Here is a 13,580-nt window from a genome sequence, read left to right on the forward strand (position 1 = left end):
TGGATACGGCCTTTTCAAGCCTGTTGATGTGAGATTTTTTTGCACTTTGCTGGTTGTCGCATAGACTCAGGGGCACAGCACAAAGGGTTAAATTGCGATGGCGACCACAGTGCGGGAGTTTTGAGCTATCCATTTTGAACGCGCCTCGCTATAACCCTGAGTTGCAGGTCAATGCCGTGCTACTAATGATGACTGAGTGATGATGAGAAATGTTCTGATTAAGCTGGCGACGTTCAGCGGGGTTGTTTTACTTTGCGGGTGTTCGAGCGTGATGTCGCACACCGGCGGTAAAGAAGGAACATATCCGGGGACGCGCGCCAGTGCCGCCATGATCTCTGATGATGAGACAAACTGGGGTACCAAATCTCTGGCGATTCTTGATATGCCGTTTACGGCGGTTGCCGATACGCTTCTGCTGCCGTGGGATATGTTCCGCACCGACAGCTCAGTGCGTTCGCGCGTTGAGAAAAGCGAGCAGGAGACGCTGGCGACTAACTCCGTCATCCCGCCCGCAGAGATGACCCCGCGCTAATTCTGTGCGGTTTCCGTTAGCCACAGCTGGCGGAAACCGTCCTTCTCTTCCATCCACGCAACAAAACGTCCGTCCGGGGAAAACACCACAGCGTCAGCAGACGGCGGGTTGCCATGATCGGACGTCAAAAACGTCACCTTTCCGGTCTGCGCATCGCAGCAGGCAATGCGGCCTGCAAGCACAAATCCCAGCCCGTTGCCGGAAGGATGCCAGCTAAAGGCCGACTGAATATCACTCTCAGCGTGGGTCAACTGACGCGGCTCACCGCCTTCAGGGGAGATAAGCCACAGCTGCACAATGCCGTTATCGTCCCGCATTAAAAACGCAATCTGCGTCCCCTGTGGATTGCTGCGCACCCAGTGGCGCGGCACGTTCACCAGCCCCGGATACGCCTTCTGATGGGTGAAGGTAAGGCGGCGTTGCATGACGCCCGCAGGCGGCGCGGGCATTGTATCCGGCGTCCCCTGCAACGGCGCATCGCCCGCCCGTTTCCAGCCCTGCTCGTCCTTGGGAAGGTCCACAATAAACAGTTCGGGCACTTTCTCGCCTTTCGCAGACACCGTATCGCCGATAAACGCCAGCCTGTCGTTGCCCACCCAGCCCTCTTCATAGGCGCGGTTAATCTCATCGCTGCCCGGTTGCGGGTTCGGCGTTGTCCGGCTTACCAGTACGCTCCAGAAGGTTCCGGCATATTCCCGCGGATGGTTCCCCTGTGGGTTTACCGGACCAAAAGGCGCCGCCACCCCGACGTTACGCAAATCCAGCTGCGGATCGCGCGCGTGCAGTACATGGTCGTTGTAGGTAAAGCTGACGAACTGCCCGTTCGGGCTAAAAACGTGAACGTGGCTGCCGCCACGCAGCGCCCCCGCCGTGTAAGGCGCGGTGATATCCATCGCATCAAGATTGCTCACCTGGCCGTTGTGCGCAATCACTCCCTGACGATGGTGAAAATCATACTGCCAGTCTGCATCCGGTTTTTTCGGGCCGTGGATAAAAACATATTTGTCCTGCGCCGGATGAACGGTCACCACGCCGACATGCGCGCCGTCAGTCGCACGGTAGATCACCTCAACCTCGCCCGTACCGACGTTGACCCGCTCAATGGTTTTACCGGTAAACGACGCGCCGGACGGGCGGACATCATAGACAAGCCACTGGCTGTCTGGCGTCCAGATGTTGATGTTGGTGAGCTGGTGGTTGCGGGAAGCGAAGGTGATTTGTTTCATGAAAATACCCTGATGCGCGGTTATCGCATCAGGGTAAAACATCCGAAGGGATTAGCCTACTCGTTTCACGTCACCTACCAGCAGGATGTAGGAGAGCGCGCCGATCAGCGCCACGGCAGAGATATACACCAGAGCCGGACCAAAGCCGTAGTCCTGCGCCAGGTAACCGATGACCAGCGGCACGGTGATCCCGCCCAGGCCGCCAACGAAGTTAAACACGCCACCGGTCAGGCCAATCAGCCGCATCGGTGCCAGGGACGACACCAGCGACCAGGTGATGGAGGCAAAACCGTTCCCGAAGAACGCTACCGCCATCAGGGTCATGATCCACACTGGATCGTTGGTGTAGTTCGCTCCCATGATGCAGGTAGAGATCAGCAGTCCGCAGATAATCGGCGTTTTACGCGCAACGCCCAGTGAGAAGCCTTTTTTCACCAGCTTATCCGCCAGCCAGCCCGAGAGCAGCACGCCGAAAAACGCCGCAAGGAAGGGTACGGTGGTCATAAAGCCCGCCTTCAGCGCGGTTATCCCTTTTTCCTGGGTCAGATAGTTCGGGAACCAGGTGAGGAAGAACCACAGCGTGGAGGTCACCGCGAACTGGCCCAGATATACGCCCACCAGCTTACGGTGGAAGACCAGCTTCCAGTCCGCTCTGGTCAGCGGCTGGCGCGCCTCTTTTTTCACTGGCGCATCGCCGTCCACCAGACCGCCGCCGTCGCGGATGTAGTCCAGTTCGGCTTTGGTGATGCTTTTGGTCAGACGCGGCGGCTGATAGACCTTAAACCAGATTAACGACCAGATAATGCCGATCCCGCCGGTGACGATGAACACCCAGTGCCAGCTCAGCAGCTCCTGGATCCAGATTAACAGCGGCGTCAGAAACGCCAGACCAACAAACTGCCCGGAGGTGTAAAAACCAACAGCGGAAGCGCGTTCGTGTTCAGGGAACCAGCTGGTCACCATGCGGTTGTTGGTCGGGAACGCGGGCGCTTCAAACACCCCGGTGATGGCGCGCAGGCCTATCAGCGACATCAGCCCGGTGGCGAAGCCCTGGAACAGGGTCGCCACGGACCAGCCCAAAATAGCGATAAAGTAGGTCAGACGTGACCCCACGCGGTCAAGGAACCAGCCGCCGGGGATCTGGCAGAGCGTATACAGCCAGGCAAACGCCGAGAAGACGTAGCCCATTTCCGCTTTGGTGATGCCAAACTCTTCCTGAATATGGGCCGAGGCCACGGCGAGGTTGGCGCGGTCTACATAGCAAATGACCACGGTAATAAAGATCATGATCAGCGTCAGGTAACGACGACGCCCGGTTTTTGCAGCAGTAACTGGAATATCCATCGCAATCTGTCTCCAGATTTTGGGCATAGCGAAGCCGCTCACCATGCCCTGTAATTTACAGAGGGTTATATTTTTTCTATGTACGTTTTTTTTGCCCGGTGGCGCTTCGCTTACCGGGCCTACGAGAGAGTAGGCCGGATAAGCGTAGCGCCATCCGGCGATTTACCACTCGGCTACGGAACCGTCTTCAAGACGCCACAGTGGGTTACGCCAGTCCGGCGCACTTTTACTCAGCTCAATGACTTTGGCTTCGTCGATCTCCACGCCAAGGCCCGGCTTCGTTAAAGGTTTAAAGAAACCGCCTTCCATGCTGAAGTCTTCTTTGTTTTTCACAAAGTCGAGCAGCTCCGCGCCCTTGTTATAGTGAATGCCCATGCTTTGTTCCTGGAACACTGCATTACGGGAGACGAAGTCCACATGCAGACAGGCTGCCAGCGCAATCGGCCCAAGCGGACAGTGCGGTGCCAGCGCCACATCGTAGGCTTCTGCCATGCCGGCAATTTTGTAGCATTCGGTGATGCCACCCGCGTGGGAGAGGTCCGGTTGCAGGATCGCAATGCCGCCCGCTTCCAGCACGCGCTTAAACTCGAAGCGCGAGAACATACGCTCCCCCGCCGCGATGGGAATGTGCGTCTGTTCAGCCAGTTTTGGATAGTATTCCGCCTGCTCGGCCAGAACAGGCTCTTCAATAAACAGCGGGCGATACGGCTCCAGCTCTTTAATCAGCACTTTGGCCATTGGCGCGCTGACGCGGCCGTGGAAATCCAGGCCAAACTCAATCTCGTTGCCGAAAGCCTCGCGGATTTGCGCCACGGTGTTCACCGCCCGGTCTACCGCGCGCGAGTTATCGATAACGCCCATCTCTTCGCAGCCGTTGAGTTTGAAGGTGTCAAAACCGATGTTGCGCAGCTGCCGGATACCGTCGATCACTTCCGCAGGGCGGTCACCGCCCACCCAGCTGTAGGCTTTGATTTTGTCTCGCACCAGGCCGCCCATTAATTGCCAGACCGGGGCATTCAGAACTTTGCCTTTGATATCCCACAGCGCCTGATCGATACCGGCGATGGCGCTCATCAGGATCGGACCGCCACGGTAAAATCCCGCCCGGTACATGACCTGCCACAGGTCGTTGATGCGCGCCGGATCCTGGCCAATCAGGTATTCACCCAGCTCGTGAACCGCGGCTTCAACCGTACGCGCACGGCCTTCAATCACCGGCTCGCCCCAGCCAACCACGCCTTCGTCGGTTTCGATTTTCAGGAACATCCAACGCGGGGGTAAACGGTACGTGGTAAGTTTGGTTATTTTCATTGCACTGCCTCTCGATACGCTTTCACAAATGCTGCCGCCTGCTGTGCGGTACGCTCAACGGGCTGTCCGGCACGATAGAGATCGCTGCCCAGCCCCGCGCCCGCACAACCCGCTTTTATCCACTGCACCAGGTTTTCCGGCGTGACGCCGCCCACGGCAAAGACCGGCACGCTGGCGGGTAAGACCGCTTTCAGCGCTTTGATGTAATCCGGGCCAAAGGCCGACGACGGGAAAATTTTGAGAGACTGTGCGCCCGCATCGAGGGCGGCAAAGGCTTCTGTGGCCGTGGCGCAACCCGGGCATACGGTCATGCCGTAATCCACCGCCCGGCGGATCACCTCGGGGTTGATATTCGGTGTGACGATAAGCTTGCAGCCCATCTTCGCCAGTTCATCCACCTGCTCCGGCTGTAATACGGTACCAGCACCAATCAGCGCCTTATCACCGAACGCCTTAACAACTGCCGGAATGCTTTTTTCCCATTCCGGGGAGTTGAGCGGGATTTCCACCGCGTCGAACCCGGCGTCGATCACCGCGCCAACGTGCGCTAAGGCCTCACCGGGCGTGATACCGCGCAAAATCGCGATCAGGGGAAGTTCAGTTTGCCACTGCATGAGCGATGCTCCTTATGCCTGCCTGAAATGCCGTGTCACCTTCCACCGCAGCAACATCCCGTCCGATAGCGTGGAACGCCTGGCGGTAACGAGACGTCAGCGATGAACCCGCGACGAGCGTGATGGCCTGCTGCCCGGCGAACCCGTCGCTCAGGGAGGCGACTTCGGCGCCAATCAGCAGGCCGGACAGAAATTCGCTGACCTGCTCGCGCGGAAGATTTCCCAGCACGTGCGAGGCGCGAACCTCAAAAAGTTGCGGCAAAACGGCAGGGGATGCGATCCCGCGCTCAAGCCCGGCGGCAAACGCTTCCGGCGAAGGGGTTTGCTCCGGCAAACCGGCCCCCACCAGCGAATGCTTAAGCAGCAAGTGGTGCAGTTCGCCGGTCATCACCGTGCGGAAATCATGAATTTGCTCAGCATCCGCCTGGACCCATTTGCAGTGCGTCCCGGGCATGACGTAGACAGAAGAAGGAGAAAGGGTGCGCGCCCCGAGCAGCTGCGTCTCTTCGCCGCGCATCACGTTATGGTTATCGTCGCGAGAGACGCATAAACCGGGAATAATCCAGACATTGTCGCCAACAGACGTTAACTGATCGCCAACGGCGGTGAAATGCACCGGAACCGACAGGTAAGGCGCAACCTTCCAGCCCACGTTACTGCCGACCATTCCGGCCATCACCACTGGCGTAGTACCGTCGCGCCAGTTTTGTGTCACCTCTGCTAACACCGCTTCGGGGGATTTACCGTTCAGGCGCGTCACACCTGCTTCTGATTGCCTGCTTTCCAGACACTGCTCCCCCTGGTAGAGCCAGGCGCGCAGATTGGTCGATCCCCAGTCAATTGCGATGTAGCGTGATGTCATGTGATTTCCTTCAACCTTCGTGTCGAGCTGGCGATCATGGTCAGCGCCGCCTGCTCTGCCGCATCGCCGTCCTGATGCCGTATCGCATCGAACAGCGCTTTATGTTCCTGAAGCGTTTTCGGCATGTTGGCCTCATCGCCCATCCAGGTACGTTCAAAAACTGCTCGCTGTAGCGAGCTGATCGCCACGCTAAGCTGCTGTAACACCGGGTTATGCACCGACTGCAGTACCGCCTCGTGGTAGCGAATGTCCGCCTCGTTGAACGCCTCCCGATTCTGGTTATTGGCGATCATGTCGTTTAACGCCGACTCAATCTGTGCCAGGTCACCTGACGTTGCGCGCTCTGCCGCCCAGCGGGCGATGGCCGGTTCCACCAGATTTCGGACTTCGCTCATCGCGCCGATAAGCCGTGGGTCGTAGTCGTTTTCCAGTACCCATTGCAGAACATCGGTATCGAGGTAGTTCCACTGGTTACGCGGCGCAACAAACGCGCCGCGATAGCGCTTCATTTCAATCAGCCGCTTCGCCATCAGCGAGCGGAACACTTCCCGGATGATATTGCGCGAGGTTTCAAACTCCTCGCACAGTTCCGCCTCTGCTGGCAGCGGCGAACCGGGAACGTATTTGCCACCCACAATCTGAGTGCCCAGCGTGATGACAATGCGATCGGTTTTATTGAGTGTCATGGAGAGTCCTTGTGCTCTGTAAGTCCATCACTACTTTACCGCGACCGCTGAATTTCGCCTCACTTTTGCAGTACAAACGTGAGTCCTTTAGCCTTTGCTGTGGTGACAATGTAGTACAATCAGTTAATGTTGTACTACAATCTAGATCACAAAAAGAACAATTCGATAAATTCAGGGCCAAAAAAAGCCCCGGTTGATAACCGAGGCTGATGATTACAGACAGCTGTTAGGACAGGACAAATTTCTCAATCGCATAAGCCACGCCGTCTTCCAGGTTAGATTTGGTGACGAAGTTCGCCACTTCTTTCACCGACGGGATCGCGTTATCCATCGCCACGCCCATGCCTGCATATTCGATCATCGCAATATCGTTTTCCTGGTCGCCCAGCGCCATGATCTCCTCAGGCTTGATGCCCAGCGCATCGGCAAGCGATTTGACGCCCGTGCCTTTATTGACGCGTTTATCGAGGATTTCGAGGAAGTACGGCGCACTTTTCAGCACGGTGTATTTCTCTTTTACCTCAGCCGGAATGCGTGAGATGGCTTTGTCGAGAACCGCAGGTTCATCAATCATCATCACTTTCAGGAACTGGGTTGCCGGGTCCATGTTTTCCGCTTCGCAGAACACCAGTGGAATGGTTGCAACGTAGGACTCGTGCACCGTGTAGTAGCTGATATCGCGGTTGGCGGTGTAAAGCGTATTGCGATCGAGCGCGTGGAAGTGAGAGCCCACTTCGCGGGAGAGCTTTTCCAGGAAACGGTAGTCATCATAGCTCAGTGCAGTTTGCGCCACCGTGCTGCCATCGGCTGCCTTTTGCACCAGAGCGCCGTTATAGGTGATGCAGTAATCGCCAGGCTGATTCATGTGCAGCTCTTTCAGGTAGCTGTGCACCCCGGCATACGGGCGTCCGGTGGTGAGCACCACGTTCACGCCTTTTTCGCGTGCGGCGGCGATCGCATTTTTAACGGCAGGAGAGATAGTGTGGTCTGGCAGCAGCAGCGTGCCGTCCATATCGATTGCAATGAGTTTGATAGCCATGAGGTCCCCGGGATAAATGAGTGCTATTTCATGCTAACGCGATTAAGCACACAAAAATAGAGCTACCTTGCGTAACAAAAAGCCCCTTTTATATTTATCCCGGGAACAAGAACTCACTCGCGGGTGAGAACGATTTTGCCAAACGCACCGCGATCCAGATGCTCAAGCGCCTGTTCCAGTTCGTCAAAACGATAGCGATGTTCAATCACCGGTTTTAACTCCGTGACATCAACAGCACGGACGAAATCTTCCAGCGCCCGGCGGTGTCCAACCCCAATCCCCTGAATGACGGGGGATTTCAGCAGCAGCTCGCCAGCAGGCAGGGAAATGTCCGTTCCGGCCAGCACGCCAATAACGGAGATACGCCCGTGAACGGCTACCGCGCGAAGGGAATGTCTCAGGTTCTCCCCACCCACGGTTTCGATAATATGGTCGATGCCGCGATCCTGCGTCAGTGCCAGCGTATTTTCAGCCCAGTCGCCTTTCAGTCGGTTGATGCCCTGGCTGGCCCCCAGCTTTTTGGCCAGTGCCAGTTTTTCATCACTCCCCGACGTAACAATAACTTCTGCGCCGTGCGCTTTTGCTATCTGCAAAGCGAATAGCGCCACACCGCCCGTGCCTTGTACCAGCACCGATTGCCCGGCGCGTAAATGACCGCGCTCCACCAGCGCGAACCATGCGGTAAGCCCCGCGCAAGGAAGCGTGCTGGCCTCAGCGTCATCCAGGCTTTCCGGGGACGCCACCAGCGCGTTTTCACTCACAATCACATATTCGGCCAGCATGCCCTGGAAGTATCCACCGGACGTTTTATAGGGCAAATCGCGCGCGTCTGCCTGCGGCTTGCCGTCGATCCATTCCGGGAAGAAGGTTGAGATGACGCGTGCGCCGGGTTTGAAACGCGTAACGCCGTCGCCAACGCTGTCCACCACGCCTGCCATGTCAGATGCTGGGGTAAACGGGAAGGAAAGCGGAATCGGCATCGTGCCTTCAATCACCATTTTATCCCGGTAGTTGAGCGCAACGGCACTCACCCGCACGCGGATCTCACCCGGGCCGGGCTGTGGCACAGGCACCTGAACAAGCTGAAGGCTCTCGCGCCCAAGGGCGTTCATTGACCAGCGCTGCATTGTTTCTGTCATTTTTTCTCTCCTGCCATCAAATAAGCTTTAGGACTGACAGTCTACCGTTGACGTTTGGTCGCCAGTGGCGATAAGTTTTCCCATAATTGATGACGCAGTGGATACAATTCATGACCGATACGCTGAAGGATATACCTGTATTTGTGGCCGCCGTTGAGGCGGGAAGTTTTGCGCAGGCCGCCGTCCGTCTGCATTTGTCGCGCTCGGCGGTAGGAAAAAGCATTGCTCGTCTTGAAGAGCGGCTGGGGGTACGTCTTTTCCAGCGTACCACCCGCAGCCAGAGGCTGACCGACAACGGCGCTCTGTTTTATGAACGCTGCCTTCGCGCGCTGGAGGAGATTCGGGGCGCGGAGTCGCTGCTTGAAACAGGGAAGCAGCAGGTCAGCGGCCGCCTGCGCGTCGCCATGCCGGTTCTGTTTGGTCGCCAGTGCGTCGCGCCACTGCTGATAGAACTGACGCAGGAACATCCTGGGCTTGAGCTTGAAATGTCATTCAGCGACCGCGTGGTGGATCTGGTAGAGGAAGGCTTTGATATGGCGGTACGTAACGGCACGCTGCAGGACAGCAGCCTGCTGGTCGCCAGAAGGCTGGGCGAGCATCGCATGGTGCTGTGTGCCGCCCCGGATTACCTGATGAAGTACGGCCAGCCAGAAAACGTTGCTGATTTACCCCACCACACTGCCATTAACTATCTGCGATCAGGCAGAGTGCTGCCCTGGCAGCTAATGGATAGCGAAGGGAGATCGCACACCTTTACTCCCCGCTCATCGCTCAATATGGATGATTTACAGGCAATCTGCGACGCTGCGTTGGCCGGACACGGCCTTGCGTGGTTGCCCTGCTGGATGGCCCGCAGAGAAATACATCAGGGAAAACTCATCCCGCTTTTAAAGCAGGCACCGGACGTGCGCTTCGACGTTCATGCAGTCTGGCAGCAGACGCCGCATCTGCCGCTGAGGGTTAGAATAGCGATAGATACGCTGGCGAGCCGTTTACCGTCCCTGATGTCGCTGGATATGCCTGCGCCCATAAAAAAGCCGCGCTAAAAGCGCAGATTAACGATCTGATTCATACAGGCAAACCTGCTTACCAGGCGAAACTCTGCTTATAACAGTGAAGTACACATCCTGACTACGTTCTGACGTCCACAGCTCCCCGGCCGGGGCTTTTCTCGCAAAGGAATAGCCACGCAAAACAAGATATTGTTTAAGTGCAGCGGTATCAGATACCCCGCTAAAGCACACCCCAGCGGTGTCCGGCTGTCCATTTGCAGCAGAGTGACTGAAGGTATAATCCGTTGAAAGGCGTGGTGCCTGCTTAATCGATTCTGGGGTGTAAAGATGATAGCGAACCCTATCTGATTCACGGTATGTCATCTCAGGCTCATACGGCAAAAGGAGGTATATGACCGTGACAATCACAATGGCCAGCCCTGAGAATATGGCTAACTTTTTCATGCTCAACGTCGTCCTGAGTGGGTAAAGAAGGAATGATATGTGCCGTTATCGTTAAGAATACGAACAATGTCTGAACTGAAGTTATCAAACGGCGTTACCCACCTCATAAAGCGGGGAAGCGGGCCTTTATAGGGTTCATGCCGGATATTAAGGTCATCAGGGTCGGGAAAAATCAATGGAAGAAAACCCCGGTTCTTGAAATTACCGATCGGTCCGTAATGATCCCAGCGGCGTAGTGCGCTTTCACGACTGACAGGCCGCAACTGAGCCCGGTAATCCGAAGGAATCAGCGCCCTGTAAAAACCGAGCAGATCCGACACCAGGTCTTCTCCGCTGAACCCGCTATCGGTGTACCAACTGAAAAAAGCGCGGGACTGGTAATTTTCAAAATTTCTCGCGGTATCCATCATCATAGCCAGGGCAATGCTGTTAATTTCTGACATCGAGCGCCCACGTTTTATTTCCCAGCGAACAAACTTACCCGTTCCGGCCAGTCCTTTCCCGATATTCATTCTCTGATTGTATGCAATCGTGTAATAAGGTCTGCCACTGGCTTCGCCGCTGCTGAAATCAGCCAGAAGCAGGGAAATATCTTCGCCCCTGGCATGCCCCAGGTCGATCCAACCGAGGACCTCACTGTAGACGAGGCCGCTGCGGGTCGTTACCTGCCATTCATCGGCCCCGATAATATCGCTCCTGCTGCTCATACGGTTTATTCCTTTTTCCGTACCGATTTCAACTTTAACAGACCACCATACTCTTTATCGGGGTATATACTCCTGGGCGAGGATCACATCAATGAGATCGACTTCGTTTTATTGATATTCAAATATAAGTAAAAAAAAGAGAGTGACATCATGTCACTCTCTTTTTTGTTATTAGCCGACTGCATTCATTATGAGACATCATTTGGAATGAGCCCCACAAAAACAACCGTTAAATATCGATATTCGCCGCTTTCAGGGCGTTCTCTTCGATGAAGGCGCGACGTGGTTCAACCGCGTCACCCATCAGGGTAGTGAACAGCTGATCCGCTGCGATTGCATCTTTAACGGTGACGCGCAGCATGCGACGGCTTTCCGGATCCATAGTGGTTTCCCACAACTGGTCCGGGTTCATTTCGCCCAGGCCTTTATAACGCTGAATAGAGAGGCCACGACGGGACTCTTTCACCAGCCACTCCAGCGCCTGTTCGAAGCTGGCTACCGGCTGACGACGCTCGCCACGTTCGATGAACGCGTCGTCTTCGATCAGACCACGCAGCTTCTCGCCGAGGGTGCAGATACGGCGGTATTCCGGACCGGTAACAAACTCGTGCTCCAGCGGGTAGTCGGTATCGACGCCGTGGGTACGCACGCGTACGATCGGCTCGAACTGCTGCTCAGCGTTCTGCTGAACGTCGAACTTCCACTGGCTGCCGTGCTGCTCTTTCTCGTTCAGCTCGCTCACCAGGGTGTTCACCCAGCGGGTGACGGTCTGCTCGTCGCTCAGATCGGCTTCGGTCAGGGTCGGCTGATAAATCAGCTCTTTCAGCAGCGCTTTCGGATAGCGACGCTCCATACGGCCAATCATTTTCTGCGTGGCGTTGAACTCGGAGACCAGACGCTCCAGCGGTTCACCGGCCAGCGCTGGCGCGCTGGAGTTTGCGTGCAGGGTCGCACCATCAAGGGCGATCGCGATTTGGTACTGATCCATCGCCTCGTCATCTTTAATGTACTGTTCCTGCTTGCCTTTCTTCACTTTATACAGCGGCGGCTGGGCAATGTAGACGTGGCCGCGCTCAACGATTTCCGGCATCTGACGATAGAAGAAGGTCAACAGCAGCGTACGAATGTGCGAGCCGTCGACGTCCGCATCGGTCATGATGATGATGCTGTGATAGCGCAGTTTGTCCGGGTTGTACTCGTCGCGACCGATGCCGCAGCCGAGCGCGGTGATGAGCGTCGCCACTTCCTGAGAAGAGAGCATCTTGTCGAAGCGCGCTTTCTCAACGTTAAGGATTTTACCCTTCAGCGGCAGAATCGCCTGGTTCTTGCGGTTACGGCCCTGCTTTGCAGAACCGCCCGCGGAGTCCCCTTCCACAAGGTACAGTTCAGACAGCGCCGGATCGCGTTCCTGGCAGTCAGCCAGTTTGCCCGGCAGGCCTGCCAGGTCCAGCGCGCCTTTACGGCGGGTCATTTCACGGGCTTTACGCGCCGCTTCACGGGCACGCGCCGCATCGATAATTTTACCCACCACGATTTTCGCGTCGGACGGGTTTTCCAGCAGGTATTCGCTCAGCAGTTCGTTCATCTGCTGTTCAACCGCCGATTTCACCTCAGAAGAGACCAGCTTGTCTTTTGTCTGTGAGGAGAATTTCGGATCCGGCACCTTCACGGAGACCACGGCAATCAGGCCTTCACGGGCATCGTCGCCGGTGGCGCTGACTTTCGCTTTTTTGCTGTAGCCTTCTTTGTCCATGTAGGCGTTCAGGGTACGGGTCATCGCCGCGCGGAAGCCCGCAAGGTGCGTACCACCGTCGCGCTGTGGAATGTTGTTGGTAAAGCAGTAGATGTTTTCCTGGAAACCATCGTTCCACTGCAGTGCCACTTCCACGCCGATACCGTCTTTTTCAGTAGAGAAGTAGAAGATATTCGGGTGAATTGGCGTTTTGTTCTTGTTCAGATACTCAACGAACGCCTTGATACCGCCTTCGTAGTGGAAGTGGTCTTCTTTGTTGTCGCGTTTGTCGCGCAGTCGAATCGACACGCCGGAGTTCAGGAACGACAGTTCACGCAGGCGTTTCGCCAGGATCTCGTACTCGAATTCGGTGACGTTGGTGAAGGTTTCAAGGCTCGGCCAGAAACGCACCATGGTACCGGTTTTGTCGGTATCACCGGTAACGGCCAGCGGTGCCTGCGGCACACCATGGGTGTAAATCTGGCGGTGAATTTTGCCTTCGCGCTGGATAACCAGCTCCAGCTTCTGCGACAGGGCGTTTACCACGGATACGCCTACGCCGTGCAGACCGCCGGAAACTTTATAGGAGTTATCATCGAACTTACCGCCTGCGTGCAGAACGGTCATGATCACTTCCGCAGCAGATACGCCCTCTTCCGGGTGAATACCGGTTGGGATGCCACGACCGTCATCGGTAACGGACACGGAGTTGTCCGCATGGATCGTGACCACGATGTCTTTACAGTGACCCGCGAGCGCTTCGTCGATAGCGTTATCTACCACCTCGAATACCATGTGGTGCAGACCGGTGCCGTCATCCGTGTCGCCGATATACATACCCGGGCGCTTACGCACCGCATCCAGTCCTTTCAGGACTTTGATACTGGAGGAGTCATAAGAATTCGACATCAACGTTTCTCGCTCATTTCAA

13 protein-coding genes are annotated in these 13,580 nt (G+C 56.2%); 2 read left to right on the forward strand and 11 right to left on the reverse strand.

The window, feature by feature from the left end; all coding sequences use genetic code 11:
- The first annotated feature begins 199 nt into the window (after positions 1–199).
- Positions 200–532, forward strand: a complete 333-nt coding sequence (locus INF86_RS12490) for a YceK/YidQ family lipoprotein (protein ID WP_032622035.1) — start codon at positions 200–202, stop codon at positions 530–532.
- Here the strand turns inward: INF86_RS12490 and INF86_RS12495 are convergent.
- From INF86_RS12495 to INF86_RS12530, 8 genes are all read right to left on the reverse strand, one after another.
- Positions 529–1,758 (reverse strand): DUF3748 domain-containing protein, encoded by a 1,230-nt coding sequence (locus tag INF86_RS12495; protein WP_227414785.1) that lies wholly within the window; start codon positions 1,756–1,758, stop codon positions 529–531. The genes INF86_RS12490 and INF86_RS12495 overlap by 4 nt on opposite strands.
- Positions 1,759–1,809: 51 nt before the next feature.
- Positions 1,810–3,147, reverse strand: a complete 1,338-nt coding sequence (locus tag INF86_RS12500) for an MFS transporter (protein ID WP_161496779.1) — start codon at positions 3,145–3,147, stop codon at positions 1,810–1,812.
- Positions 3,148–3,264: 117 nt separating this feature from the next.
- Positions 3,265–4,413 carry a galactonate dehydratase gene (gene dgoD / locus INF86_RS12505; protein WP_017694024.1) on the reverse strand — a complete coding sequence of 383 codons (1,149 nt, stop codon included), beginning with the start codon at positions 4,411–4,413 and terminating at the stop codon, positions 3,265–3,267.
- The gene (locus INF86_RS12510) at positions 4,410–5,027 is read right to left on the reverse strand and encodes a 2-dehydro-3-deoxy-6-phosphogalactonate aldolase (protein ID WP_038414979.1); all 618 of its coding nucleotides are present in this window, start codon (positions 5,025–5,027) and stop codon (positions 4,410–4,412) included. The genes dgoD and INF86_RS12510 overlap by 4 nt, the downstream gene beginning before the upstream one ends.
- On the reverse strand, positions 5,011–5,889 hold the full coding sequence (locus tag INF86_RS12515) for a 2-dehydro-3-deoxygalactonokinase (protein ID WP_058646759.1): 879 nt from the start codon (positions 5,887–5,889) through the stop codon (positions 5,011–5,013). Before INF86_RS12515 ends, INF86_RS12510 begins: the two co-directional genes overlap by 17 nt.
- Positions 5,886–6,575, reverse strand: a complete 690-nt coding sequence (gene dgoR, locus INF86_RS12520; protein WP_003861109.1) for a D-galactonate utilization transcriptional regulator DgoR — start codon at positions 6,573–6,575, stop codon at positions 5,886–5,888. The genes INF86_RS12515 and dgoR overlap by 4 nt, the downstream gene beginning before the upstream one ends.
- 226 nt (positions 6,576–6,801) lie before the next feature.
- Complete coding sequence (gene yidA / locus INF86_RS12525) at positions 6,802–7,614, reverse strand: sugar-phosphatase (protein ID WP_023305134.1); 813 nt, start codon at positions 7,612–7,614, stop codon at positions 6,802–6,804.
- Positions 7,615–7,727: 113 nt separating this feature from the next.
- Complete coding sequence (locus INF86_RS12530; RefSeq protein ID WP_193543580.1) at positions 7,728–8,753, reverse strand: NAD(P)-dependent alcohol dehydrogenase; 1,026 nt, start codon at positions 8,751–8,753, stop codon at positions 7,728–7,730.
- Positions 8,754–8,863: 110 nt separating this feature from the next.
- Between INF86_RS12530 and INF86_RS12535 the strand changes: the two genes are divergently transcribed.
- The gene (locus INF86_RS12535; protein WP_063147012.1) at positions 8,864–9,799 is read left to right on the forward strand and encodes a LysR family transcriptional regulator; all 936 of its coding nucleotides are present in this window, start codon (positions 8,864–8,866) and stop codon (positions 9,797–9,799) included.
- A 9-nt stretch (positions 9,800–9,808) separates the two neighbouring features.
- Here the strand turns inward: INF86_RS12535 and INF86_RS12540 are convergent, their stop codons facing one another.
- From INF86_RS12540 to gyrB, 3 genes are all read right to left on the reverse strand, one after another.
- A complete protein-coding gene (locus tag INF86_RS12540; protein ID WP_038414975.1) occupies positions 9,809–10,210 on the reverse strand; it encodes a hypothetical protein in 402 nt (133 codons plus the stop codon).
- A gap of 2 nt (positions 10,211–10,212) precedes the next feature.
- On the reverse strand, positions 10,213–10,917 hold the full coding sequence (locus tag INF86_RS12545; RefSeq protein WP_022646529.1) for a hypothetical protein: 705 nt from the start codon (positions 10,915–10,917) through the stop codon (positions 10,213–10,215).
- Positions 10,918–11,146: 229 nt separating this feature from the next.
- Positions 11,147–13,558: a DNA topoisomerase (ATP-hydrolyzing) subunit B gene (gene gyrB / locus INF86_RS12550; RefSeq protein ID WP_023298951.1), complete on the reverse strand. Its 2,412-nt coding sequence runs from the start codon at positions 13,556–13,558 to the stop codon at positions 11,147–11,149.
- Positions 13,559–13,580 lie beyond the last annotated feature (22 nt).

It is taken from the genome of Enterobacter cloacae complex sp. I1M (assembly GCF_014982425.1).
Classification (GTDB): Bacteria; Pseudomonadota; Gammaproteobacteria; order Enterobacterales; family Enterobacteriaceae; genus Enterobacter; species Enterobacter intestinihominis.